This is a genomic window from Aestuariivirga sp. (assembly GCF_037139295.1).
GTDB lineage: Bacteria > Pseudomonadota > Alphaproteobacteria > Rhizobiales > Aestuariivirgaceae > Aestuariivirga.
In genome coordinates this window covers 1-25084 of sequence record NZ_JBAXGR010000022.1, presented here as the reverse complement: position 1 = coordinate 25084, position 25084 = coordinate 1, and the positions used below count along the sequence as shown (strand labels likewise).

The window sequence follows — 25084 nt, the reverse complement described above, 5'->3', positions numbered from 1 at the left end:
TGAGGAAAGCTGGGTCCCGGCTTTCGCCGGGATGACGGTTTAGAGGAGACGTGAACAGGTTACGACGCGTTCTTGTATTCCTGCCAGAACTCGTTCCAGTCCTCGAGGCTCTGCTGCTGCGGGATGTTGCGATAGTGGATGCGGCCATCCTTGATCAGCGTGATCGGGTCGTTCGGCATGCCGTCCACCTGGCCGGTGCGCTGGGCTTCCTTCGGATCGACCTCGTTGAGCTTGGCGCGGCCGCCCTTGGTGACGCAGAAGGCCGGATAGGCCAGCATGCGGGCGGAGTGCACCTGGCCGTCAGGCGACATCATGTACTGGATGAACTTCTTGGCCATGTCGGCCTTCTGCGTGCCCTTGCCGATGGACCAGGACTCGGTGAACTGGATGCCGCCTTCATTCGGCACGACCGACTTGACTGGCGCGCCATCGCGCTCCAGCACGCCGGTGATCCAATCGCCGATGCCGGCCATGGCCATCATCTCGTTGTTCTTCAGTCCGTTGAAGGTGCCGCCGTAGTCGAAGAAACCGCCGACCTGCGGGCGCAGCGACATGGTGGTTTCCTGGATCTTCTTCCAGCCGGCCTCGTCCTGGTCCCAAAGCTTTGCGCCGTTGCCGTTGGTGAGGCTCATTTGCCCAAGGTTCGGCAGGTGCCAGTCGAAGTGGCCGAGCTTGCCCTTGATCTCCGGCTTCCAGAAGGCCTTGTAGCTCATGGCCTCGGCCTCGGACATGGCGGTGGTGTTGTAGGAGACACCAAGGTGGCCGAAGCGCACCATCATGGAATAGAGCTTGCCGTCCTTCCAGTGGCCGGGGAACTGCTTGAAGTCGGCATAGAGCATGTCGTCGAAGGGATAGTCCGCCGGGTTCATCTCCTCGATGTAGTCCGCCGCATTGAGCTGCTGCACGAACTCGGCGTCCGACAGGATGACGTCATAGGTGCCGGGGGGCGACTGCGAGATCAGCGCCATCATGTTGTCGCCGCCGGCATAGTACTTGGGCTTGAACTTCACGTTGTTGGCGGCTTCGAACTCGCCCACCACGTCCGGTTCGCCGTGGCCGTACCAGGCGAGCATGTTGATCTCCACGGTGTCGGCCCAGGCACGGCTTACGTAAGGCGTGCAGAGTGCGGTTGTGGCGGCGGCCGCGCCGTATTTCAGAACATCGCGGCGTGTCGGCTTGAGGACTTTCGGCATGCGTTTCGTCTCCCTTGGGGCCGGAGGATTGCCGGCGGTTGTTTCCTACTCCTGAGCGCGCATGCCATCATGTCTTGCTGCCGAGGTCCAGCGCGTCGTTGCAAAACGTATCCCTCCCCGAGACATTCGGGAAATTTATGCTGCTAATGCATGCATGACGCCCGCTTATCGAGCGGCAGATGCCTTGGTCGGGGCAGGCTCGGCGGCCTCGTCCATGCGGGCGATGAGCGAATCGACCAGCATCAGGCCCGCACCCGACAGGCGCTGGTGCTTGTAGAAGAGGCCGATGTGGATGGGCTCCATGGCCGGAAAACCCTCGCGGGACGCGAGAATCCGCATGTCCGGCAGCACCGTCTTGCGGGTGAGCGCGGTGACGCCCATGCCGGCACTCACCGCGCGCTGCAAGCCGCCGATGTCGGGTGTTGTATAGGCCACGCGCCAGTCCCGCCCCTCGGCGCGCAGCGCCGCCGTCATGCGGCGGCGGTATTCGCAGCCCTCGGGGTGGGTTACGAGCGGGACGGCCACGGACTTGTTCACAGGAAAATCCTTGGCCACGGCCCAGATCGGGCGTTCGTCCCAGCTTCTCACCAGATACGGGTTCTTGTCGCGCGCAAGTAGCGCAATCACGATGTCGAGATCGTCGGCATGCAGCAGGTCGAGCAGCTTACGGGAGAGGTCGCAGGTGATCGACAGCGTGACCTTTGCCTGTTCACCCGCGAAATCGATGATCGAGTCCTGCAGGAAGGCGACCGAGAAATCGGTGGGAAGGCCGACGCGCAGCTGGCCCTTGGCGGCGCGGCCCTTGAGCTTGGCCACCGCCTCGTCATTCAGCCGCAGGAGCTGGCGGGCATAGACGGCGAGCGCTTCGCCCTCCTCGGTGAGCTTCAGCTCACGGCCCTCGTGCGCCAGAAGCTTGGCATCCAGCAGCTCTTCCAATCGCTTCATCTGGAGGGAAATGGCAGGCTGGGTGCGGCCCAGCGCATCCGCCGCGCGGGTGTAGCCCCCGAGGTCTATGACGCTGACGAAGGCCCGCAGGAGATCGGTCGGAAGGTTGATGGCGCGCATTGCCACTCCTTATGCTTGCATCATCATTATAAATTTCCGTAATTCGCACAAGGCCGTAGTTTTGGGCCATGAAACGCCAAGACTTCAGGAAGCTGTTCAAGTGCGTGGGGCCGGCGGTGCTGCCGGTGATCCACGTGACGGACAACGAACAGGCGGTGCGCAATGTCCGCGTGCTGGTGGAGGAGGGGGCGCCTGGCTGCTTCCTCATCAATCATGACTTTGGCGTGGAGCGCTTCCTGCCCATCATCGCACATGTGCGGGCGATGTTCCCAGCGCTGTGGATGGGCGTAAACTTCCTGGCGGTGACGGGAAAGGACGCGTTCCCCGTGCTGGGCCAGCTGAAGCGCGATGGCGTTGCGGTTGACGGCTACTGGGCGGATGACGCGCGCATCGACGAGCGGCGCGCGGCGGATGACCAAGTGGAAGCCAGGGACATTGCCGCAGCGCTCGCGACCTCCGGCTGGAGCGGGCTCTACACCGGCGGCACCTGTTTCAAGAAGCAGCGCGAAGTGGCGCCGGAGCACTACGAATATTCTGCACGCCTTGCGACGGGTTTCATGGATGCGGTGTGCACTTCGGGTGTTGCCACCGGCAAGGCCGTCGACAGAGCCAAGATCACCACATTCCGCCGCGCCATCGGGGATCAGGCGCTGACGCTGGCATCGGGCATCACGCCCGACAATGCGCATCTCTACATGGCTGACGTCGACGGCTTCATGGTGGCCACCGGCATCAACCGTGACGGCGACTTCTACAACATCGAGCCTGCAAAGCTCGCCCGCCTTCTGAAACTCACCCGTGAACATGGAGCCAAGTCATGAGCCGCAGCTCGGAACGCAATCAGGGTCCGCGCGACGACCGCTGGTATCTCAACCTCATGGCGCCCAATACCAAGGGCCCGAAATTCGCATGGCTGGACCCGACCTCGATCTACATCAACGGCGAGGCCTTCCATGACCTGCTGGATGATCTCGTGGCCGATCTCAAGGGGCTGACCATCGACGTGGTCGGCGGGCTCGATGCCATGGGCTTCGTGCTGGGCTCGGCGCTGGCCACCAGGCTGGGCGTGGGCTTCCTGCCGATCCGCAAGGCGGGCAAGCTGTGCGTCGACACCGACAAGGTGAGCTTCTCCAATTACTCCGGCCGCACCCAGGACATGGAAATGCGCCAGCCCGCCTTCGGCCCCGGTACCAAGGTGCTGCTCGCCGACCAGTGGGTTGAAACCGGCGGCACCATGGATGGCGCGATCCGCCTGGTCGAACGGCAGGGCGGCACGGTGGTCGGCCTCGCGGCAGTCGCCATCGAAGAGAATGCGGCAACCGACGCCTACCGCGCCAAGTACCGTTGCGTGTCGGGCGTCGTTCAGGGCAGCCGCTGGCAGACAGAGTGCAACGCGCAGAAGCTCGAGAGCTTCAAGAGCTACAAGCCGGAACTGGTATTCCCCACCGTGCGCTGACGGTTGCGGCGGGAGAGCACTTCCAACGCTGGCGGCTTCGGGTAGTATCGCACCATTCCAATGTGGCGAAGCTATCCGGAGGTGAGTTGTGACGTCCTATCCGCGTGACATGAAGGGTTATGGCCGGGCCATTCCCGACCCGCAGTGGCCGGGCGGCGCCAATGTCGCCGTGCAGTTCGTGCTCAACTACGAGGAGGGCGGCGAGAACAACATCCTCCATGGCGATGCCGCCTCCGAGGCCTTTCTCTCCGAAATCGTTGGCGCGCAGGCCTGGGTGGGCCAGCGCCACTGGAACATGGAATCGATCTATGAATATGGCGCGCGTGCCGGCTTCTGGCGGCTGTGGCGCATGTTCACGGAGCGGAAGGTGCCGCTCACCATCTATGGCGTCGCCACCGCCATGGCGCGCGCGCCGGACCAGGTTCAGGCGATGCAGGAAGCGGGCTGGGAGATCGCCAGCCACGGCCTCAAATGGGTCGAGCACAAGGATATGCCGGAGGACGAGGAGCGCCGCCAGATCGCCGAGGCGATCCGGCTGCACCAGCAAGTCACGGGTGAGCGGCCGCTGGGCTGGTATACCGGGCGCTGCTCGATGAACACCACGAAGCTCGTGATGGAGGAGGGTGGCTTCCTCTATTCATCGGATGATTATTCGGATGACCTTCCATACTTCCTGAAGAAGGCGGACGGGGGAAGGCACCTCATCATCCCCTACACGCTCGATGCCAATGACATGCGCTTTGCGACGCCGCAGGGTTTCAATACCGGCGAGCACTTCTTCCAGTACCTGAAGGACAGCTTCGACTGCCTCTACGAGGAAGGCCGCCGCGGCAGCCCGAAGATGATGTCAGTCGGGCTGCACTGTCGCCTTGCCGGGCGGCCCGGCCGGGCGGTGGGGCTTGCGAAGTTCATCGACTACGTGCGCGCGCACGACAAGGTGTGGATCCCGCGCCGCATCGACATTGCGCGGCACTGGCACAAGACATTCGGCTGAGGCGATGCCTCAGCCCTTGTTCTTGTAATAGACGTCGAGGAACACCGCGAGCATCAGCACCGCGCCCTTGATCACCTGCTGCCAGTCGATGCCGATGCCCATGATCGACATGCCGTTGTTCATGACGCCCATGATGAAGGCGCCGATGACGGCACCCACCACCTTGCCGACGCCACCCGTTGTCGCCGCACCGCCGATGAAGCAGGCGGCGATGACGTCAAGCTCGAAGCCCAGGCCCGCCTTGGGTGTCGCCACGTTGAGGCGCGCTGCGAAGATGAGGCCTGCGAGTGCGGCGAGTGCCCCCATGATCACGAAGATCAGGAAGGTGAGCCTCTCGGTGTTGATGCCCGAAAGCTTCGCCGCCTTCTCGTTGCCGCCCATGGCATAGACGCGGCGGCCGAAGGTGGTGCGCGTCGTCAGGAACACGAAGAGCGCGATCAGCGCGAACATGACGATCAGCACGTTGGGCAGGCCCTTGTAGCTGGCCATGAGCCAGGAGAAGCCGATGAGCGCCACGGCGATCAGGATGTTGCGGCCGTAGAAGATCACGTCCGGCTCCTCGGCCAGCCCGTGCTTCTGCTGGTTCTGGCGGGTGCGGTAGTTGAAGAAGATGATGAGCCCCGTCACCACGATGCCGATGACGAGCGCCAGAAGGTTGAAGGGCTGGCCGTTCAGCGTGAAGTTGAAGATATCGGGCACGTAGCCCGAGCTCAGCAGCTGGAACACCTTGGGGAAGGGCCCGACGGAGGCGCCGCCCAGCACGGTCAAGGCAAGGCCCTTGAACACCAGCATGCCGGCGAGCGTCACGATGAAGGCCGGTATCTTGTAATAGGCGACGAAATAGCCCTGCGCGCCGCCGATGACGGCGCCGAGTGCCAGACAGGCGATGCCTGCGAGGAACGGGTCCACCTTCCAGTTCACCATCATCACCGCCGCCACGGCGCCGATGAAGCCCGCGACCGAGCCGACCGACAGGTCGATGTGGCCCGCCACGATGATCAGCAGCATGCCCAGCGCCATGATGACGATGTAGCTGTTCTGCAGGATCAGGTTGGTCATGTTGACGGGCTTGAACAGCGTGCCGTCGGTGGTGATTTGGAAGAAGATCATGATGGCGAGCAGCGAAATCAGCAGCGCGTAGTCGCGCACATGGGCCTTGAGGAAGCGCGAGAGGCTCGGCGTCTGGGCGGCCTGGGTGGTCACGTCGGTCATGTCAGTCTTCCCATGATTTCATGATGGCCCGCATGATCTTCTCCTGCGAGGCTTCCTTTGCCGGCATTTCGGCCACGAACCGGCCGTCGTTCATCACATAGATGCGGTCGGAGATGCCGAGCAGCTCCGGCATTTCGGAGGAAATGACGATCACCGCCTTGCCGGCTTCCGCCAGCTCATTGATGATGCCGTAGATCTCGTATTTGGCGCCGACGTCGATGCCGCGCGTCGGCTCGTCGAGAATCAGCACCTCGGGGCCGGAGAACAGCCACTTCGCCAGCACCACCTTCTGCTGGTTGCCGCCGGAGAGGTTGACGGTGGTCTGGAACACGCTGGAGCAGCGGATCGCCAGGTCCTTGCGGTACTTGTTGGCAACGCTCAGCTCCTCGAGGTCATCAACCACGCCCTTCGCCGCCACGCCCTCGAGATTGGCGAGCGTCACGTTGTGCTTGATGTGGTCGATGAGCACCAGGCCATAGGTCTTGCGGTCTTCCGTGGCATAGGCAAGCCCAGCATCCATGGCCTTGGGGATCGTGCTGACGTCGGCAGGCTTGCCGTGCAGCAACACCTCGCCGGAAATCTTCTGGCCATAGGCACGACCGAAGATCGACATGGCGAGTTCGGTGCGACCGGCACCCATGAGCCCCGCAATGCCAACAACCTCGCCCTTGCAGACGTGGAAGTTCACGTCCTTGATCATCTGCCGGTCGGCATGGAGCGGGTGGAAGACGTTCCAGTTCTTCACTTCGAAGATCGGATCCAGCACGGTGCTGATGCTGCATTTGCTGCGCCTGGTGCGGGCGGCGGCGGGCGGCCCGAAGCAGGACCTGCTGTCACCCGCCGCGTGGATCGCCGCAGCAATTGCAGCAACACTGCTGCAGTGGAGCCTTTTTGCAGCTGTAACGGGGGTTTCCGCCACCTATGCGCTGACGCCCGGGGTGCTTTTCGAACTTGCATGGCCCATCGCAGCGGGCGCTGTTGTTGCGTGGGGACTCGCTGCGGCGGGAACGCAGCTGCCCCGGTTCTCGCCGGGAGACACTGGAGCGCAGTTCATCGCTGTCATCGAGCGGCAGGCGCCGCGCCTCGCAATACTCGTGACACGCTTCGAGACGCAAGCCCATCAATGGCAAGTGTCGACGCTCACCATGGCAGCTGCACTCATCCTGTTCGTCGCGCTGCAGGCTTTGCTCGGCCCGCGCTGAAGCAGCAGGGGATCAAAAACCTAACGCCCGTGTGTCACCACAGGCACTTGCATAACATGTCAATCCAAAGTTAAAGATTTGCAGAAAATGGCGGGACAAACCTGCCCTGCGGGTCGCCACCCGCGCAAAGGGAGAAAACGACGTGAGTCAATCGCCGCAAGCCGGAAAAATGTCTCTCGTGGCCCTCACCGGCATGGTGGTGGGCTCGATGGTGGGTGCTGGAATCTTCAATCTGCCGGGGCGCTTTGGCGCCGCGACAGGGCCCTTCGGTGCAATGATCGCCTGGACCATCGCCGGAACCGGCATGTACATGCTGGCGCGCGTCTTCCAGGCGCTGGCCGAACGAAAGCCCGACATCGATGCCGGCGTGTTCGCCTATGCCAAGGCGGGCTTCGGCGACTACATGGGCTTCCTCTCGGCCTTCGGCTACTGGCTGGGCTCCTGCCTCGGCAATGTGTTCTACTGGGTGCTGATCGGCTCGACGCTGGGCGCCTTCTTCCCGGTGTTCGGCGGCGGCAGCACGGTGACCGCCATCGTCGTGTCGCTGATCGGCATCTGGACCTTCCACTTCATGATCCTGAAGGGCGTGGAGCAGGCGGCCTTCATCAACTCGGTCGTGACAGTCGCCAAGATCGTTCCGATCATCGTGACCATCATCGCGCTGATCTTCGTGTTCAACTATGCGCAGTTCGCCGACAATTTCTTCGGCGGTGCCGACATGCCGGTGAAGCCATTGTTTCAGCAGGTGCGCGACACCATGTTGATCACCGTCTTCGTGTTCCTCGGCATCGAGGGTGCGAGCGTCTATTCGCGCTTTGCCAAGACACGCGCCGACGTGGGCCGCGCCACGATCCTCGGCTTCGTCGGGGTCACCGGCCTGATGGTTGCCATCACGCTTCTGCCCTACGCCTCGATGATGCAGTCAGAGGTCGCGGGGCTTCGCCAGCCGTCACTCGCCGGCGTGCTCGAATCGGTCGTCGGCCACTGGGGCGCCATCTTCATCTCGGTGGGCGTTCTCATCTCGGTGCTCGGCGCCTATCTCGCCTGGTCGCTGATCTGCGCTGAGGTAATGTTCGCAGCGTCGAAATCCAAGGACATGCCGAAGATCTTCGGCAACCAGAACGCCAACCGGGTTCCAGCCAATGCGCTGTGGCTGACCAATGCGGTCGTCTCGCTTTTCGTGATTTCGACCTACTGGTCGCGCGACGCCTTCAACTTCATGCTCGACATGACGAGCGTCACCACGCTGCTGCCCTATCTGCTCGTTGCCGGCTATGGCGTGCTGCTGGCGCGCAGCGGCGAGGGTTATGAGGGTGTCGAGCACCAGCGCGGGCGCGACCAGATCTTCTCGTGGATCGCGGTCATCTACGTGCTCTTCATGTTCCTCGCGGCGGGTCTTAAATACGTGCTGTTGGTTGCCGTTCTTTACGTGCCCGGCACCATTCTCTACGTCTGGGCGCGCAAGGACTGGAAGTTGCCGCTGTTCTCCCCGCGCGATCTTATCATCTTCGCCGTTACCGCAGCTGCGGGCCTCATCGGGGCCTGGGGGCTGCTGTCCGGCGCCATCACTCCCTAATCGAAAGGTGCATTGAACATGTCCAGCGATACGAAGTTTGGCGTCCATTCCGAAGTCGGCCAGCTGCGGAAAGTGATGGTCTGCGCGCCCGGGCGCGCCCACCAGCGCCTGACCCCCAGCAACTGCGACCGGCTGCTGTTCGATGACGTGCTGTGGGTCGAGACCGCCAAGCGCGACCACTTCGACTTCGTGCAGAAGATGCGCGACCGCGGCGTCGATGTCGTCGAGATGCACAATCTTCTCGCCGAGACCATGGCCATCCCCGAAGCCCGCAAGTGGATCTTCGACAACCAGATCGTTCCGGACCAGGTGGGCCTTGGCCTCATCGACGAGATCCGCAGCTATCTCGACAGCCTGTCCGACCGCGATCTCGCCGAGACGCTAATCGGGGGGCTTTCGACCGAGGAATTCCCGGAGAAGATCGGCGGCGAGGCGTTGAAGGTCATCCGGGAGGCTGCGGGCGAAACCGAGTATCTTCTGCCGCCGTTGCCTAACACGCTCTACACGCGAGACACCACCTGCTGGATCTATGGCGGCTGCACGCTGAACCCGCTCTACTGGCCGGCCCGCCACGAGGAGCCGATCCTCACCACCGCCATCTACAAGTTCCACCCGGACTTCGCCGGCAAGGTGAATTTCTGGTGGGGTGACCCAACCAAGGATCACGGGCTTGCCACGCTGGAAGGCGGCGACGTGATGCCCATCGGCAAGGGCAATGTGCTGATCGGCATGAGCGAGCGCACCTCCAGGCAGGCCATCAGCCAGCTTGCCGCGTCGCTGTTCAGGCAGGGTGCGGCAGAGCGCGTGATCGTGGCGGCCATGCCCAAGCTGCGCGCCGCCATGCACCTCGACACGGTCTTTACCTTCGCCGACCGCGACTGCGTGCTGCTCTACCCGGACATCGTCAACCACATCTCGGCCTTCTCCTATCGTCCGAGCAGCCATCCCTCGGGCGTGGAGCTGCGCAAGGACGAGGGCACCTTCGTGGAGACCGTGGCGGGCGCGCTGGGCATCAAGAAGATGCGCGTCGTCGAGACCGGCGGCACCGCCTACATGCGCGAGCGCACCCAGTGGGACAGCGGCGCCAACCTGGTCTGCGCCTCGCCCGGCGTGGTCTATGCCTATGACCGCAACACCTACACCAACACGCTGCTGCGGAAGGAAGGCATCGAGGTCATCACCATTTCCGGCTCCGAGCTTGGCCGCGGCCGCGGCGGCGGCCACTGCATGACCTGCCCGATCATCCGCGACGCGGTCGACTTCTAAGCCGACGCAGGGATGAGCGAGAAAGACGAGGTTCAGCCGCAGCCGCTTGGCCTGATCGAGGCCATCATTCCGGTGGCGAGCCTCGTCATTCTCGTTGGCCTGTCCTATTTCCTTTTCGGCGATGGCGGGGCCTCGGGGCCGAGCCAGGTGGCGCTTACCGTGGCCACCATGATCGCCGTGCTCGTGGCGTGGCGGCGCGGCCATTCGCTGGCGGCCCTCAACAAGGCAGCGGTGGACAGCGTCAGCTCCGGGATCGGTGCGGTCTTCATCCTGCTGGCGGTGGGTGCGCTGATCGGCACCTGGGCGATGAGCGGCACGCTGGTCGCCATGGTCTATTATGGTATCCAGATCCTCAGCCCAAATTATTTCTACCTGACGACGGCGGTCGTCTGCGCGGTCATCTCATCCTCGATCGGCAGCTCATGGACCACGGCGGGCACCATCGGCGTGGGCTTCATGGGCATTGCCGCCAACATGGGGCTGGACCCCGCCATCACCGCTGCCGCCATCATCTCAGGCGCCTATTTCGGCGACACCACATCACCGCTGTCGGACTCGACGAACCTCGCCTCGGGCACGGTGGGCGTCGGGCTTTACGAGCATATCCGCGAGACGGCGCTCAGCTCGTCCATCGCGCTCCTGTTGTCGCTGGTGCTGTTCTGGTGGCTGGGCAAGCCCGGTGACTTCGATGCCACCGACAAGATCGTCGCCATCCGCGAATTCTTCCCCACCTCGCCCCTGCTGTTCATTCCGCTGGTGCTGGTGGCCGCGCTGGCATTGCTGAAGGTGCCCCCATTCACGGCGATCTTCATCGGCGCGCTGGCAGGCGGGGTGGTGGCGGTGGTGGGTTCGCCCGAGCGGGTCATCGCCTATGCCAATGCGCAGGACCTGCCGCATGTGCTCGGCCTCATCAAGGGTGTGTGGCTGGCACTCGCCAATGGCTACAAGACGGAAACCGGCAATGCCGCCATCGACCAGCTGGTGTCGCGCGGCGGCATGGACAGCATGCTCAACACCATCTGGCTGGTCATCACCGCGCTGGCCTTCGGCGGCGTGGTGGAGAAGGCCGGCGTGCTCGACCGGCTGATCCAGCCCATCGTCGACCGCGCAAAGTCGACGGGTGCGCTGATGACCGCCACGGTCGGCTCGGTGGTCGCGGCCAATGTGGTGACGGCGGACCAGTACATCGCCATCGTGCTGCCGGCCCGCATGTTCAAGCCGGCCTTCGCCAAGCTGGGGTTTGCGCCTGTCGTGCTGTCACGCGCCGTGGGGGCCACGGCCACGCCCACATCGGCCATCGTGCCGTGGAACAGCTGCGGTGCCTACATGGCGGCGACGCTGGGCGTGGGGACGTGGCACTATGCGCCCTATGCGCTGTTCAGCTTCATGAGCCCGCTCGTTGTGATCGCGCTGGCCTTCCTCAATATCCGCATGCCGCGGACGGCCGTCGGTCAGGGATAGACGGACGGTCCCAGCAGCGGCCCGAAGACGCTGAAGAAGGTCTGCACCGCAAGGGCTGCCAGCACCAGGCCCATGATGCGGCTCATCACATTGGTGCCGGTATCGCCAATCGCCTTCTGGATCGTCTCGGCAGAGCGCAACACGGCATAGATCACCGCCATCACCACCAGCATCACCACGGCCGTGACGGCCTGCTCGGCGATCGTCTTTACCGTGTGGTCGGTCATCGCCACGATGGCGGCGATGGAACCTCCGCCCGCCAGCATCGGCATGGCCAGCGGGAACACCGCGACGTCGCCTGCCGGCGCGTCGCTCTCCGGGCTGCCACCCGGCACCTCGCCGAACACCATGCGGAGCCCAAGAATGAGGAGAACCAGCGCGCCCGCGATGCGGAGCGCGGGCAGGGTGACGCCGATCTTCTCGAGGAACAGTTGCCCGAGCGCCAGCAGGAAAAGCAGGATCACGCTGGCGATGAGGCAGGCCCTGAGTGCGGTCCGGTTGCGTTCGGCCGGCGTCATCTTCGCGGTGACCGACAGGAACACCGGAACCGACGCAAAGGGATTGATGGTCACCAGCAGCAGTACGAATTCATTCGAGATGTAATTCACGGCATTCCCCGTCCCTCGGTGTGAACACGATAGTGCATCGGGCGTGCAAATGCCAATGATCGCAGGATGGCGCACGCCGCTTGCCAAATCGTGTCATGTATCCTCAAATTGGCCTGAGCCCACCGACCCACAAGCGAGGAGCCTCACGCGTGAATGGAAAGTCCCCCGGCCGCGGCGCAGACACCGGGCTTACCGCCATCGGCGGCCTGCTTCTTGTCAGCACCACGATCCTGCTGCTCGGTGCCTTGTCATGGGGGGAGATGGTCTTCGCGCCGGCGGCCTTCGCAATCTTCATCGTGATGGTCGTCTGGCCGCTGCAGGCCTGGCTGCAGGCGCGCATGCCCAAGTCGCTGGCGATCCTCATCACCATCCTGGTGACGGTGGTTTCCATCGTGGCGCTGCTGCTGCTGTTCGTCTGGGGCATGAGCGTTGTGGGCCAGTGGCTGATCCGCAACAGCAGCCAGTTCCAGACTCTGTACAAGACCGCCAGCGACTGGCTGGAAGGGCACGGCGTGCCGATCGCTGACCAGATGGCGAACATGTTCAGCATGTCTTGGATCGTCGGCATGGTTCAGACCACGCTGTCGCGGCTCAACGGGCTTGCGGGCTTCGCCATGCTGGTCTTTGCCTTCGCGGTGCTCGGCCTTCTCGAGGTGGAGGACCTTGCCCGGCGCATCGTGGCCTCGGGCCGCCGCTTCGGCGGCGTCGACCTCATCGAGGTGGGGCGCGAGACGGCTGGCCAGTTTGGCAAGTACATGCTGGTGCGCAGCATCGCCAGCATCGTCACCGGCGCCATCGTCTGGCTTGTCGCCGGGCTGGTGGGCCTTGAACATCCCTCGGCCTGGGCGGCCATCGCCTTCACGCTCAACTACATTCCCTTCATCGGACCGCTGGTGGCGACGCTGTTGCCGACGCTGTTCGCACTGGCGCAGTTCCAGTCATTCCAGATCGCACTTGTCGTTCTGGTCTGCCTCACCGTCGTGCAGTTCATCATCGGCAGCTACCTGGAGCCGGTGCTGACTGGTTCGACCCTGTCGATGTCGCCCTTCGCGGTGATGTTCATGGTGTTCCTGTGGAGCCTGCTCTGGGGCCTGACCGGCGCCTTCATCGGCGTGCCGATCCTGGTCGCGGTGCTTACCGTGTGCCGCCGCCTGCCATCGATGCGCTGGCTCACCGTCATGCTGTCGGCGGACAAGGGCTGAGGCCATCTCGCCAAGTATCCTGACGCGTTGTTTCGGGCCGCGGCAGCGACGCAGCGTCAACTGACGTCATCATCCACCGTGGCGTTCCGAGCGGGCACTTCTCCGGAAACCTGCGATTGACACATCGCCTCGCATGGGACGAGATTGTTCTCCAAGGCCGTCGGAAACAGAGCGGCCAGCAACAGGAGAGGGAACGAATGAGCAGGAAAAATAACTGGAAATCAGGCGTTTTGGCCGTTGCTGCGCTTGCAGCAATGGCGTTGGCGCCAGCACCGGCCAAGGCGGTGGAATCCAACGATCCCATCAAGATCGCGCTGTTCGACTGGACCAGCGTGAACCTCAATGCCCGAATTTTGGGCGATATTCTGGAAAAGCTCGGCTACACCGTCGAGTATCCGACAGGCGACTACCTGTCGTCGCTGACGACCAGCCTGACGAACGGCGACGTGACTGTGGGCATGGAATACTGGGACACCACGGCGGGCGAGGCCATGAAGGCTTCCGACGCCACCGGCCAGACCGAGCGCCTCGGCATGCTGGGCCCCAAGGCGAAGGAAGAGTGGTGGTATCCCCTCTACATGAAGGAAAAGTGCCCCGGCCTTCCCAACTGGGAAGCGCTGAAGGATCCGAAATGCGCGGAGGCTTTCTCCACCGCCGAGACGGCTCCCAAGGGCCGCTACCTTGGTGGACCGGTGACGTGGGAAGGCTTCGACGACGAGCGTGTCGTGGCGCTCGACCTGCCCTTCACCGTCATTCACGCCGGCACCGATGCCGCGATGTTCGCGGAACTCGATTCCGCCTACCAGCGCAAGGCGCCAATCATGCTGTGGATCTATTCGCCGCACTGGGCGCCAGCCAAGTATGAAGGCGAATGGGTGCAGTTCCCTGAGTATTCGCCCGAGTGCTACAGCGACCCCAAGGCGGGCTTGAATCCGGACAAGGCCTATGACTGCGGCAAGCCGCATGGCGAAATCTGGAAATACTCATGGGGCGGCATGAAGGACAAGTGGCCCGTCGCCTACAAGGTGTCAAAGGCCTACCAGATCGACACGAATGAGTTGAATGCCATGTCAGGCCAGGTCGATCTCGATGGCAAGTCCATCGAGGAGGTTGCCGCCGCCTGGGTTGATGCCAACGAGGCCAAGTGGAGGGCCTGGGCGCAGTAATGCGCGCCCTGGTATCTTGAATGAACAAGACGGACCCGGGCGCGGCATTGCCGCGCCCAGTCAAGCTGTCCTGCCACAATCTGTGGAAGGTGTTTGGCCCGAATGCAGCACAGTTCCTTGCCTCCCATGAAGGCAAGGTCACCACTGCCGATCTTGAAAGAGCCCATCTTGTAGGGGCCGTCCGCAACGTATCGATCGAGGTACGCGAGGGCGAGACCTTCATCATCATGGGGCTTTCAGGTTCCGGCAAGTCGACGCTCGTGCGCTGCCTGTCGCGCCTCATCGAGCCGACGGCGGGGGAACTCACCGTCGACGGGCAGAACCTGCTGAAGATGACGGAAGCCGAGTTGATCGACATCCGCCGTCACAAGATGGGCATGGTGTTCCAGCACTTCGCGCTGCTTCCGCATCTCAACGTTCTCGACAACGTGGCCTTCCCGCTGCTGATCCAGGGCGTTGACCGCAAGACGCGCGAGGAGCGCGCCATGCAGATGATCGATCTCGTCAGCCTCAGGGGCCGCGAGCGCCGCTTCCCGGCTGAACTCTCCGGTGGCCAGCAGCAGCGCGTGGGCATCGCACGATCGCTTGCCGTCGAGCCTGAGATCTGGTTCCTCGACGAACCCTTCTCGGCACTCGACCCGCTGATCCGCCGCGAGATGCAGGCCGAGCTGATCCGCCTGCAGGGCGTGCTGAAGAAAACCATCGTTTTCATCACCCATGATTTCGACGAGGCAATCAGGCTCGCCGATCGCATCGCCATCATGAAGGATGGCGAGATCATCCAGATCGGCAAGCCGGAGGAGGTGGTGAGCAACCCCGCCACGGACTACGTCGCCAAGTTCACCCAGGACGTCAACCGCGCCAGGGTGCTGTCGGCGGGCGGCATCATGCTGCCGGCCTCGCCTGTGGCGTCGTCCCTGCGACGTGTGAAGGCCGCCGCAAAAATCGAGAGCTTCGCTGTCGAGATCGTTGAATCCGCCAAGCCCTTCGCAGTCGAGGATGTGGCAGGCGTGATCATCGGCGAGGTGACGCCGCGCGCCGTGATCGACGTGCTGACCGGCAAGGGACGGGGGGCGGGCGCGTGACCGACGTAACGGCCAGTCCTGCACCCGGCATCCGGAAGGCGGAAAATCCCGGCCAGTATATCGTCCTCATTGCCGTCGCGGCGGCGGTGCTCGTTTTCCTGCTGCGTGAGAAGCTTCCGTCACTGACCACCTATCCCGATGCCGCCGTCATCCCGTTCAAGGACTGGATCGGTGCCGTCATGACGTGGATGAAGGTGAACCTCACCTGGTTCACCCGTTCGCTTGCCGCCATCATGGATGTTCCCTTGCGCTTTGCCTTCAATCTGCTGGCCAAGGGCTTCAAGCTGGGCAGCGGACCGGAGGCGACCGTGCTGCCCCGCCTGTCGTGGCTGGGCGTGGTGGGCGTCATGGGCTGGCTCGGATACATCAACGGCGGGTGGCGACTGGCGCTGCTGTGCGGCGGCGGCTTCTTCGCACTCGCGCTATTCGGCGTGTGGAACAACGCCATGCTGACGCTGGCGCTGATCGTCATCTGCGTGCCCTTCTGCGTCATTACCGGACTGCTAGTCGGGATCTGGAGCTATCGCTCGCCGCGCTTCGACGGCTGGCTCATCACGCCAGCGCTTGACCTGATGCAGACCATTCCGACTTTCGCCTATCTCATTCCCATGCTGCTGCTCTATGGCGCGAGCCCGGTGTCGGCGCTGCTGGCCACCGGCCTTTTCGCGACGCCGCCCATGGTGCGCGCCACGCTGCTGGGGTTGAACAAGGTGCCCTCCGAAATCAAGGATTTCGCCGACATGGCGGGGTGCACGAGGCGCCAGAAGCTCTGGCGCGTACTCATTCCCTCCGCCAAGCCATCGCTGATGATCGGCGTCAACCAGGTCATCATGCTGGCCCTCAACATGGTGATCATCTCTTCCATGATCGGCGCGGGTGGCCTGGGTTATGACGTTCTGCTGGCGCTGCGGGCCCTGAAGATCGGCCAGGCGATGGAGGCGGGCCTCGCCATTGTCATCATCGCCATCGTGCTAGACCGGTTGAGCCAGGCGATCGCCCACCGGCAGCCGGCCATCGCGATAGCGGAAGGCACATGGGCGCGACATGGTAACCTCATCATCGCGGTGGGTTTGCTGGCGGTCACCACCATCTTAGCGCTCGTCATTCCGGCGCTCGCCACCTTCCCCAAGTCGCTTACACTGACCACGGCGCCGTGGTGGAAAGCGGGTGTCGACTGGCTCACCCTGCACATGTTTGACACCATCGAGGCGGTGCGTGTCTTCGTGCTGCTCAACTTCCTGAACCCGATGCGCGCCGGGTTTGAGTCGCTGCCGTGGCTGGGCGTGCTGCTGGTGATCGTGGCATTGGGCTGGCGGCTTGGTGGCTGGCGGCTGGCGCTGTTGGTTGGCTTTCTCGGTTTCTTCGCTGCCGCCTCGGGCCTGTGGGTTCCCGCCATGCAGACGCTCTACCTTGCCGGTGCTGCCACGCTGGTCGCCTGCATCATCGGCATTCCGCTGGGCATCTGGGCTTCGCGCAGCGACCGTGTTCAATCCTTTGTGCTGCCAATCATCGACACGCTGCAGACCATTCCGATGTTCTGCATCATCATTCCCGTGGTCATGCTGTTTCGGGTCGGCGATGTGACGGCGCTGATCGCTACCGTGGCCTTCGCCATCGTGCCCGCCGTGCGCTACACCAACCACGGGCTCAGGCAAGTGCCCTCCCAACTTGTCGAGGCAGGGCAGGTGGCCGGCTGCACGCGATGGCAGCTGTTCCGCCACGTGCAGCTTCCCGTCGCCATGCCGGAGATCATGCTGGGCATCAACCAGACCATACTGCTGGCGCTGTCGATGATCATTATCTGCGCCATGGTGGGCACGCGTGACCTGGGGCAGGAAATCTTCAAGGCGCTGGCCAAGGCGGATTCAGGCCGCGGCATCGTGGCCGGCCTGGTGATCGCCTTCATCGGCATCATCGCCGACCGGCTGATCACCGCCTGGGTGAACAAGCGAAAGATGCGGGGCGGTCTCGCATGAGCGCCGTCGTTTACCCAAGGGCGGGTTTCGCTTCTCAAGAAACCGCATCGGTGCCTACATATTCTTCGGCTATGACAGCATCGGCATTTCCGATTGGAGCGCATGCCGCGGGCAGTTGCAGGTCACCTAGACTTGGCAACCTGGAGTCCATCCTTCGGACCCGTTTCATTTAGGAATGGCGGTTATCTTCCGCAGACAAGCTGTGCCGCACTGTCAACATTCTGGCACCTGGTCGAACCATGAATGAGCCCGGACTTGTGCTTCAGTTTGTTGCGAGCACCACAGACGACACTGCGACGATCCTGTTCGAATTCGCTTTTGCTCGGCAGATCTGGTGCACCATGTGGGACGTGAACCCCGATAGACGTGGTGATGACGATAGACAGGATTGGGTTCTATCGATTGAATGACGTGAAGACGTCAACGTGAGTTTGTTGGCATCACAAAGTCCAAACATCTGGGATCATTGGCGGGTCGGACGAAATGACGATGAGTATTGTAGCGCTCATCTCAGTCGTTGAACATGCGCAGAGCCGCGGCGTGGTGGATGGATTCGATCACCGTGACAAAGACCGACAGTATTCTTTCAAATTTGAGTCCGGTGGCAGAGCCGGGATGAGCCCGCCAGTCGGTGAACTGTGTCGCAGAAACAAAACACGCGCCCCGTATCCGGAGCGCGTGTTCTGATTTGGTTCGGCCGCAGGCGCGGCTGGATCAAGTATCAGCAGCGATCAGAGCGCGCGCAACTGATCGGCGGATTCCTTACCGGAACGACGGTCGGCCACGATTTCGTAAGAGACAGCCTGGTTCTCGGCGAGCGAACGCAAACCTGCGCGCTCAACAGCACTGATGTGGACGAACACATCCTTGCCGCCGCCGTCCGGCGCGATGAAGCCATAACCCTTGGTCTCGTTGAACCACTTAACCTTACCTGTAGCCACAGTCTAATCTCTCTTCTTGTGTGAGTGTCGTTATTGCTGTCCTGAGCAGCAGCTCCAGCAAAGCAGCGAAAACCGAACAAAGTCAACTAATCCGTCTGCAGAAATTGTCCGCTTGGTCAAAGATCGTGTGAGTTGAGCAAGCAGTAGGCCATGGTCGCCGTCCGAACCAGAAGCGCTGCAGATGAGTGCCTTGCCCCCATTCAGTCGATGCCAGCTCCAACACCGAGTGTCTTGATCAACAGATTGCGCACCATGCAGAATGGAGTTGCGAACATCTATCTTGCTGAAATGTAACCATAATAGTTGTATTCTACCTGATCCGGCCGTTCGGTTCCTTGTGTTGCGCTCAAGTCAGGAGGCATGAGCGCGGTTGTCAGGGGCGCAACTGCGGACCGTATTGACGTCAGTTTCCGGGTTCATCGCTTTCGCGTGGAGGACATCGGTGCTGGATGAGCTGTCGCATCAGTTCCATCCCAACGCGGACTGTGCACCTGCTGCTTGAGGTCTGCTGGAGACGGTTTTTTGAGAGGAGGCTCTGCGAGCGGATGCTCGGCAACTGCAGCGACCGGTCAGTTTGCTGCCGTGACCTGCCTGTGCGCCTGCGGGCGGTGTCCTTCGAAAGGGGCACGCTATGCCATCAGAACGTCCGGGTAAGAAGCCTTTCGAAATGCATGATGCCGGCGTTGCGGCGGAAGCGGTTGCAACGCATTTGCCGTCGTCAATCCAGCAGCCAGACTTCCAGTCAGTATCGCATGCACGATCTGAGGCACGAGTCGTGTCATGCGCAGCCCGTGGCTGACGCAGGAGGGGTGGATGTTTCAGTTTTGCGATTTCCTTGATGGTGGCCAAGCTTATGGTTCCCAGCAAGTTGCACCATCAGCCGCCACGCGCGAGGGCAATCAGGCGTGAGCTCTTGATCCAATCCTCAACCGTCTTTGCAATGAAGGCGACGCCGGTCCACATCCTTTCCTCCATAGACCGATGGATATCCAAGGACGGAGAGCAGCTCACCTGCCGAACATATCGTCGAGGACAGATTTGCATCTGGACATTGCATCTGGATATTGAGCTGTGCAGTCTGTCATCAGCTTGATAAGAGGGAGGTTACCATGCTCGATATAACGGCGACCGGGAAAGTCGCGGCGTTTCTGGAGACTTTCGGCGCAGCACTGGCTGCAGGTGACGTCGACGCCGTCACCAACATGTTCGAAGATGATTGCTATTGGCGCGATCTCGTTACCTTCACATGGAACATCAAAACCATGGAAGGCAAGGCGGAGATTGCCGACATGCTGCGCCACCAGCTTGCGGCCTGCAAGCCGTCAAACTGGCAGATCGCCGAGGGCGAGAGCGCAAGTGAAGAGGGCGGGGTGATCACTGCCTGGATCAGCTTCGAAACGGCCGTTGCGCGGGGCCATGGCCTCATCCGCCTGCGCGGCGGAAAGATATGGACACTGCTGACCACGATGGTTGAGCTGAAGGGCCATGAGGAGTCTTTGGGCTTTGATCGTCCGCTGGGCGCCAAGCACGGCGCCGCGAAGCACCGGCCCACGTGGCTGGAAGAGCGCGAGGCGGAAGCGCGTGAACTGGGCTACAGCATGCAGCCCTATGTGGTGATACTGGGTGGCGGCCAGGGCGGCATCGCGCTCGGCGCCAGGCTGCGCCAGCTGGGCGTGCCGACAATCATCATCGAGAAGAACGCGCGCGCCGGCGACAGCTGGCGCAACAGGTACAAGTCCCTCTGCCTGCATGATCCCGTCTGGTACGATCACCTTCCCTATCTGCCGTTTCCGCCCAACTGGCCCGTGTTCGCGCCCAAGGACAAGATCGGCGACTGGCTGGAAATGTATACCAAGATCATGGAGCTGAACTATTGGTCCAAGACCACGGCAAAGTCTGCCCGATTTGACGAGGCCACAAAGGAATGGACTGTCGTCGTCGACCGTGACGGCGAGGAGGTGGTGCTGAGGCCCAAGCAACTGGTTCTCGCAACCGGCATGTCTGGCAAGGCCAATCTGCCGAAATATCCCGGCATGGAAAAGTTCGAGGGCGACCAGCACCATTCTTCCAAGCATCCGGGGCCCGATGCCTACAAGGGCAAGCGCGCGGTCGTGATCGGTTCCAACAACTCCGCCCATGATATCTGCGCGGCGCTGTGGGAGAATGATGTGGACGTGACGATGGTCCAGCGCAGCTCGACCCACATCGTGAAGTCCGATACCTTGATGGATGTCGGGCTTAGCGGACTCTATTCCGAAAAGGCCGTGCGCAGCGGCATGACGACGAACGAGGCCGACCTGATATTCGCCAGCCTTCCCTATCGCATCCTGCATGAATTCCAGATCCCCCTCTACGATCAGATGCGAGAAAGGGATGCTGAGTTCTATGCCGGGCTCGAGAAGGCCGGCTTCAAGCTCGATTGGGGTGACGACGGCTCGGGTCTGTTCATGAAATATCTCCGGCGCGGGTCGGGCTACTACATCGATGTCGGCGCGAGCCAACTGATCATCGATGGCAAGATCAAGCTTGCACATGGCCAGGTGAAGGAGATCACCGAGACCGGCGTCATGCTCGAGGATGGCACCCACCTGCCGGCTGACGTCATCGTCTACGCCACGGGCTATGGTTCGATGAATGGCTGGGCGGCTGACCTGATCGGCAAGGATGTTGCCGACAAGGTTGGCAAGTGCTGGGGTCTCGGCTCCAGTACCACCAAGGATCCTGGACCATGGGTCGGCGAGCAGCGCAACATGTGGAAACCCACCCAGCAAGATGCGCTGTGGTTCCACGGGGGCAACCTGCACCAGTCACGTCATTACTCGCAGTTCCTGGCGCTGCAGCTGAAGGCACGGCAGGAGGCGATTGCAACGCCTGTCCATGGCATCCCGCCGACCCATCATCTGGGTTAAGCAAGACTGGCACTCCAGTGGCTCGGTCATGGGCTAATGGAGTGTCCATCCCGCTCCGTGCTGGACGATCAGGGTACACCATGCGGAGTGAAGAAGATAGCTTCTATCTTATTGAAATTAAACAATAAGTTATTCCATCAATTTGTGCTCTTACCGAGCCCGCCGTGACGTTCCTCGGCAAGGCTGCCGCTGGAGAGATGCTATTAACACAACCCACCGGGCACGTGATGTGCCCGGCGGTCGAGTGTCATGTGTCAGTTGTCAATTCAGGCGGGAGTCAATGAAGACTTCAACGCGCTGCTCCGCATCTTTCGTTGCTGCCTCGTCATGAGCTAGATGGTGGCCATCGACGTCGAAGGGCTTCTCGAATGGCTCGGTGAAGCCATGCGTCGCACCGGGATAGACGACCAGGTCGAAATTGACCTTGCCCTTGACGGCCTGGCAGGCTGCCGCGGGAGTCCAGTCGTCCTTTTCGCCGATGAGAACGAGCGTGGGTACCGACGGGCTGACATTGTCATAGCAGTAGGGATAGTAGGCAATGAGCCCGGCGATCGTGGTGTCGTGATCTCCCGGCGTATTGGTGTCGGTCGCGTAGAGCGATGCGATTGCGCCGTAGGAGTAGCCCTGCAGGAAAATCTTGGCGGGATTGATGTCTGGCATTGATTTCAGGACCTTCACCGCCGCGACGGCGTCGTTGCCACCCCGGGTGAACCCCGGCACGTCGAGCTTGTCGCAGGCGCCATCCTTCTCACCGCGTGCTGTGAAGGGGTCGACGATCAGCGTGGCGATTCCCTTGGACAGGTTGTTGTCGATCACCCGCTTTTCCTGCTGGATCTCCGGCGGGAAATTGAGCCCGTTGCAACCGCTCATGTAGACGACCGCCGGGAAGGGTCCGGCGCCCTCGGGTTTGAACAGGGCCCCGGCGATCTCCTTGACGGCGGGATCACTGACGGGGATGGCGATGGCATTGGTGTAGCCTCCGCCGATGGCCGGCGCGCTTGCGGCTTCGGCACTGGACGTGGTGTACAGCTCGCCCACCGCCAGTGCGGCCGCAGCGGCGGGCAGGATGCGGGTTTGCAGTGAGCGTTGTGCCGCAGCGAGCAGGCAGGCGGCAATGGCGTTGAGATGCATTGGTATCCTCCAGTTGGTTGAGACAGTTGATCGAGGGTGCAGGACTTCCTGCGTCCGGCGCTGACGCCGGGCGTTGGAGAAGCGTGAATTGTCGATTGAGTCCCGCAGTCGTAGAGACCGCGTTGGCGATTGTCAGCTCATCTGAATTGAGAGATATTTATGTGATCTGCCGTGCCTCCAAACGTGCGTTTCCCCAAACCAGAAGCTAGCAGGCCGCCATAAAATGCCGCCTCCGAGTGCCGCAAAAGAAGCGTAAAAAATGATCCTGCCAGGAAATTCGGGGAACGAATCTCAACACGAAGCGCCCGCAGAGCATCCGGACGTTGTCGAAACCGGATGTTTTTCGCTCAGGCTTCTCGGGCCGTTCCAGTTGATCGATCCTCAGGGCCAGCAGGTTGAGATCGGCAGCAAGAAGAATCGGCTGCTGCTGGCGATGCTGGCCTCCGCACCCGGTCGCAACATGAGCCGCGAGGCGCTGGCAGGCCAACTCTGGGCTGAACATGGCGAGGAGCAGGCGCGCAGCAGCCTGCGCCAGGCGCTCGCCGTCCTGCGCAAGGAGCTTGGCGGTCAGGACGCGCGCTTCTTCGCCGCGACCGATGCGACCATCGCCCTACATCCAACGCAGGTGAAGCTTGATACCGAAGCCTTCCTCAACGAGGTGCGCGGCGCCACACGCCCTTCGCTCGAGGCGGCGCTCGCCTTGTGGCGGGGGCCATTCCTGGCTGATGTCCGCGCGAGCGAACCGGAACTCGAGGACTGGCTTCACCATCGCCGCGAGGACTATCAGGGCAAGTATGTCGCGGCCATGGACCGGCTTGCGCCAATGCTCTCGGGCCAGCCGCGCATCGAGATCGCGCAGCGCCTGGTGCAGGCCGACCCGCTGCGCGAAGCTTCACACCGCCAACTGATGGAGGCCTATCAGGCGGAGGCCGAGAGGCCGCTGGCGCTCAAGCATTACGACAAGCTGCGCAAGCTCTTGCACGATGAACTCGGCGTCGAACCGTCGCCTGAGACACAGGCGCTGCGCGACCGCATCGCCGCGACCGGCAGGATCATTCTGCCCACCCCCGCACCAGTTCCCGCCTCAGTCGTGTCGGCGACGTCCGTATCTCCGGCTGTGATGGATGCGACGAAGCCTCCATCCCTGCGCGCGGCGCACGGTCGTCGCCGCGCCGTAGCAGCCGTTGTGCTGCTGCTCGCCGTCCTGGCCGCCGCGACAACCATCTGGACCTTCACCCGGCCGCCAGCCGCACTGGCGGGGCCGCCCGCAGTTGCCGTGCTGCCCTTCGAGAGCCTGTCTTCCGATGCCGCGGACCTGCGTCTCGCCGAAGGCCTCACCCTCGATACGATCGCAGACCTCTCGCGCTATTCCGACTTCCGCGTGATGGCGAATGACACCACCGAGGCCTACAAGGGCAAGCCCGTGGACATCCGCGCGCTGGGCCAGGACCTGAAGGTCAGCCACGTGCTCAAGGGCACCTTCCAGCGCGACATGGACCACATCCGCATCACGGCGCAACTCATCGATGCCGAGACCGGTCAGACGTTGTGGTCGGACCGCTATGACCGGATGATCGGCGAGATCTTCGCGGTGCAAGGCGACGTTGCCGATCACATCGCCAACAGCCTTGCCGGCCGCGAAGGCAAGGTCAGCAAGAGCCTCGCCGTCGGTGCGCGGCGCAAGCCGCCGTCTGATCTCGGTGCCTACGACCTCTATCTCCTCGCCCAAGAGACGATGTATTCCGACCTCTCGCCGGAGCACATGCGGGAGGCGCAGAACATTCTCGACCAGGCCATCGCCAAGGATCCGAACTTCGCCCGCGCCTATGTGCGATACGCAAATACCTTTGCCTGGTTGGCGACGACAGAGACGGGTGCTGCCGAGTTGTTCCAGCAGATGCTGCGCTATGCCCGCAAGGCCGTGTCGCTCGACCCGATGGATGCCGATGCCCATGCGGCTCTCGGCTATGCGCTGACGATGACGGGGGATTACGAGCAAGGCCAGACCCAGCTGGAGGAGGCTTTGCGCCTCACGCCCAATGCCTTCGACATCCTCATCTTCCAGTCCTGTCTCGCGCCGACGCCGGAGAAGGAGATGGCGGCGGCTGACCGCGCCATCGCCCTGAACCCGGACTTCCCCAAGTGGGCGGTGCCCTGCCTCCGGCTGGCCTATGTCCTGTCCGGTCGATATGCCGACGCGATCCAGGTGCAGTCGCGCCAGCCCGAGGAAGAATGGAACACCGATGGCTTCGTCGTCGTCGCCGGAAGCCTTGCGACCCTTGGCCGCAAGGACGAGGCGGCGGCCGTGGTGAAGCGCGGTGTCGCGAAATTTCCTGGCCTTATGTCGATCGAGCGTTTCGCGCTGAACCGCGGCTGGCCGCCCGATGCCATCAAGACGGTGGAAGACCTGATGCGCCGCGCCGGCTTTCCCGCCTGTGCCACGAGCCAGGAGCTTTCGGACACACCGGATCCCGTTCGCCTGCCGGAATGCACGGGCTGAGACATAGCGCTTTCAAGCCGGGTCTGGACACTAACGTGCCAGATTGCAGAAGACGCCTGACCGGGTATGGCTATTATTCGGCATGGTGGGAATTTGGCGGCCCCGACAGGATTCGAACCTGCGACCCTCAGTTTAGGAAAC

General features: G+C 62.5%; 18 protein-coding genes and 2 pseudogenes. 13 read left to right on the top strand and 7 right to left on the bottom strand.

All coding sequences use genetic code 11. From position 1 onward, the window contains the following. Positions 1-59: 59 nt before the first annotated feature. Together WCJ41_RS08300 and WCJ41_RS08295 are read right to left on the bottom strand one after the other, a co-directional pair. The gene (locus tag WCJ41_RS08300; RefSeq protein WP_336905379.1) at positions 60-1193 is read right to left on the bottom strand and encodes a spermidine/putrescine ABC transporter substrate-binding protein; all 1134 of its coding nucleotides are present in this window, start codon (positions 1191-1193) and stop codon (positions 60-62) included. Positions 1194-1358: 165 nt separating this feature from the next. Next, on the bottom strand, positions 1359-2258 hold the full coding sequence (locus tag WCJ41_RS08295; protein ID WP_336905378.1) for a LysR substrate-binding domain-containing protein: 900 nt from the start codon (positions 2256-2258) through the stop codon (positions 1359-1361). Between the two features lie 68 nt (positions 2259-2326). Between WCJ41_RS08295 and WCJ41_RS08290 the strand changes: the two genes are divergently transcribed. The 3 genes and pseudogenes from WCJ41_RS08290 to puuE all read left to right on the top strand — a co-directional run. Then, positions 2327-3079 carry a BtpA/SgcQ family protein gene (locus WCJ41_RS08290; protein ID WP_336905377.1) on the top strand — a complete coding sequence of 251 codons (753 nt, stop codon included), beginning with the start codon at positions 2327-2329 and terminating at the stop codon, positions 3077-3079. Then, positions 3076-3714, top strand: coding sequence for a phosphoribosyltransferase family protein (locus tag WCJ41_RS08285; protein WP_336905376.1), 639 nt, complete (start codon positions 3076-3078; stop codon positions 3712-3714). Before WCJ41_RS08290 ends, WCJ41_RS08285 begins: the two co-directional genes overlap by 4 nt. A gap of 109 nt (positions 3715-3823) precedes the next feature. After that, positions 3824-4696 (top strand): annotated as a pseudogene (puuE, locus tag WCJ41_RS08280) (allantoinase PuuE); the annotation flags it as partial. Between the two features lie 21 nt (positions 4697-4717). Here the strand turns inward: puuE and mmsB are convergent. Both mmsB and WCJ41_RS08270 read right to left on the bottom strand, forming a co-directional pair. Next, positions 4718-5920 carry a multiple monosaccharide ABC transporter permease gene (gene mmsB, locus WCJ41_RS08275; RefSeq protein WP_336905375.1) on the bottom strand — a complete coding sequence of 401 codons (1203 nt, stop codon included), beginning with the start codon at positions 5918-5920 and terminating at the stop codon, positions 4718-4720. Position 5921: 1 nt separating this feature from the next. Beyond that, positions 5922-6680, bottom strand: a pseudogene (locus WCJ41_RS08270) (ATP-binding cassette domain-containing protein); the annotation flags it as partial. A gap of 13 nt (positions 6681-6693) precedes the next feature. Here WCJ41_RS08270 and WCJ41_RS08265 point away from each other — a divergent pair. From WCJ41_RS08265 to WCJ41_RS08250, 4 genes are all read left to right on the top strand, one after another. Next, positions 6694-7122 (top strand): hypothetical protein, encoded by a 429-nt coding sequence (locus WCJ41_RS08265; protein ID WP_336905374.1) that lies wholly within the window; start codon positions 6694-6696, stop codon positions 7120-7122. 169 nt (positions 7123-7291) lie between these two features. Next, positions 7292-8698, top strand: coding sequence for a basic amino acid/polyamine antiporter (locus WCJ41_RS08260; protein ID WP_336905373.1), 1407 nt, complete (start codon positions 7292-7294; stop codon positions 8696-8698). Between the two features lie 18 nt (positions 8699-8716). Continuing rightward, positions 8717-9964, top strand: coding sequence for an arginine deiminase (gene arcA / locus WCJ41_RS08255; RefSeq protein WP_336905372.1), 1248 nt, complete (start codon positions 8717-8719; stop codon positions 9962-9964). Between the two features lie 12 nt (positions 9965-9976). Continuing rightward, positions 9977-11425 carry a Na+/H+ antiporter NhaC family protein gene (locus tag WCJ41_RS08250; protein WP_336905371.1) on the top strand — a complete coding sequence of 483 codons (1449 nt, stop codon included), beginning with the start codon at positions 9977-9979 and terminating at the stop codon, positions 11423-11425. Here the strand turns inward: WCJ41_RS08250 and WCJ41_RS08245 are convergent. Next, entirely contained in the window at positions 11416-12033 is a 618-nt protein-coding gene (locus tag WCJ41_RS08245; protein WP_336905370.1) for a MarC family protein, read from the bottom strand. The two genes, WCJ41_RS08250 and WCJ41_RS08245, sit on opposite strands and share 10 nt — an antisense overlap. Positions 12034-12182: 149 nt before the next feature. On the opposite strand from WCJ41_RS08245, the gene WCJ41_RS08240 reads away from it, so the two are divergent. From WCJ41_RS08240 to WCJ41_RS08225, 4 genes are all read left to right on the top strand, one after another. Then, complete coding sequence (locus tag WCJ41_RS08240) at positions 12183-13235, top strand: AI-2E family transporter (protein WP_336905369.1); 1053 nt, start codon at positions 12183-12185, stop codon at positions 13233-13235. Between the two features lie 254 nt (positions 13236-13489). Continuing rightward, positions 13490-14401, top strand: a complete 912-nt coding sequence (locus tag WCJ41_RS08235) for an ABC transporter substrate-binding protein (RefSeq protein WP_336905399.1) — start codon at positions 13490-13492, stop codon at positions 14399-14401. 20 nt (positions 14402-14421) lie between these two features. Further along, complete coding sequence (locus WCJ41_RS08230) at positions 14422-15486, top strand: betaine/proline/choline family ABC transporter ATP-binding protein (protein ID WP_336905368.1); 1065 nt, start codon at positions 14422-14424, stop codon at positions 15484-15486. Next, positions 15483-17462, top strand: a complete 1980-nt coding sequence (locus WCJ41_RS08225) for an ABC transporter permease subunit (protein ID WP_336905367.1) — start codon at positions 15483-15485, stop codon at positions 17460-17462. The genes WCJ41_RS08230 and WCJ41_RS08225 overlap by 4 nt, the downstream gene beginning before the upstream one ends. A 731-nt stretch (positions 17463-18193) precedes the next feature. Here WCJ41_RS08225 and WCJ41_RS08220 read toward each other — a convergent pair. Continuing rightward, positions 18194-18403, bottom strand: coding sequence for a cold-shock protein (locus tag WCJ41_RS08220; protein ID WP_336905366.1), 210 nt, complete (start codon positions 18401-18403; stop codon positions 18194-18196). A 1109-nt stretch (positions 18404-19512) separates the two neighbouring features. Between WCJ41_RS08220 and WCJ41_RS08215 the strand changes: the two genes are divergently transcribed. Further along, entirely contained in the window at positions 19513-21312 is a 1800-nt protein-coding gene (locus WCJ41_RS08215; RefSeq protein ID WP_336905365.1) for an NAD(P)/FAD-dependent oxidoreductase, read from the top strand. 261 nt (positions 21313-21573) lie between these two features. On the opposite strand, the gene WCJ41_RS08210 is transcribed toward WCJ41_RS08215, so the two are convergent. Continuing rightward, the gene (locus WCJ41_RS08210) at positions 21574-22443 is read right to left on the bottom strand and encodes a dienelactone hydrolase family protein (RefSeq protein ID WP_336905364.1); all 870 of its coding nucleotides are present in this window, start codon (positions 22441-22443) and stop codon (positions 21574-21576) included. A 370-nt stretch (positions 22444-22813) separates the two neighbouring features. Between WCJ41_RS08210 and WCJ41_RS08205 the strand changes: the two genes are divergently transcribed. Continuing rightward, complete coding sequence (locus tag WCJ41_RS08205; RefSeq protein WP_336905363.1) at positions 22814-24943, top strand: BTAD domain-containing putative transcriptional regulator; 2130 nt, start codon at positions 22814-22816, stop codon at positions 24941-24943. Positions 24944-25084 lie beyond the last annotated feature (141 nt).